This is a genomic window from Streptomyces sp. SID14478, assembly GCF_010548525.1.
In the GTDB taxonomy this organism is placed as follows: Bacteria; Actinomycetota; Actinomycetes; order Streptomycetales; family Streptomycetaceae; genus Streptomyces.
This window is the reverse complement of sequence record NZ_JAAGMG010000980.1, coordinates 1-266: the sequence shown is the minus strand read 5'-3', so window position 1 is coordinate 266 and position 266 is coordinate 1. Positions and strand designations below refer to the sequence as shown.

The 266-nt window shown below is 76.3% G+C and carries 1 pseudogene; it reads right to left on the bottom strand.

The features are described 5' to 3' along the window. Positions 1 to 266: pseudogene (locus G3I40_RS31255) on the bottom strand (ATP-binding protein); the annotation flags it as partial.

Sequence of the window (266 nt, the reverse complement as noted above, 5' to 3'; positions counted from 1 at the left end):
TCGTCGTTGAGATAGCCGTAGAGCCGCTCGAAGCGGGCGTCCAGGTCCGGGGCCAGGGCGACGAGGAGCAGATCCACGTCCAGCGGGGTGAGCCCGAAGTCCCTTGCCAGAGCGTCGAGTACGGACCCGGGCGGCGGCTCGTCCGGGGGCGCCGCGGGCAGCCCGGGGCCGGACGGCCCGTCGAGGATCCGGTCGACCGCGTCCGGCGTGAGGTACTGCCCCCGGTACGGGTCGTCCGGGTCGGGGTCGCCCGCGCGCCGCGCCGC